At 71.9% G+C, this 228-nt stretch carries 1 protein-coding gene; it reads left to right on the top strand.

Translation table 11 applies throughout. The annotated features are described in order from the left end of the window. Nucleotides 1-14: 14 nt before the first annotated feature. The coding region (locus KVS67_RS13855; RefSeq protein WP_217565624.1) for a leucine zipper domain-containing protein at nucleotides 15-228 on the top strand (214 nt) is incomplete at its 3' end.

Raw genomic sequence — 228 nt, 5'->3', positions numbered from 1 at the left:
GAAAAGCCCCACTCATGACCCACGCTAACGCACCCCTGACCCCCACTGGCCGTCTCAGGATGGCCCACCGCCACCTGCACGTCGGGATCCCGCAGGCACACGTGGCAGCCGAGTTCCGGGTGAGCCGGCCCACGGTGGCCACCTGGGTGGCCCGCTTCCGCGCCCAGGGAGAAGCCGGCCTTCAGGGCCTGCCCAGCCGGCCGCACCGTTCACCTGCCCAGCTCGCTC

Origin of the sequence: Micrococcus sp. GbtcB5 (assembly GCF_019091605.1) — a bacterium.
GTDB lineage: Bacteria > Actinomycetota > Actinomycetes > Actinomycetales > Micrococcaceae > Micrococcus > Micrococcus luteus.
The sequence above is the reverse complement of the archived record's forward strand: the minus strand, read 5'-3'. Positions and strand labels throughout refer to the sequence as shown.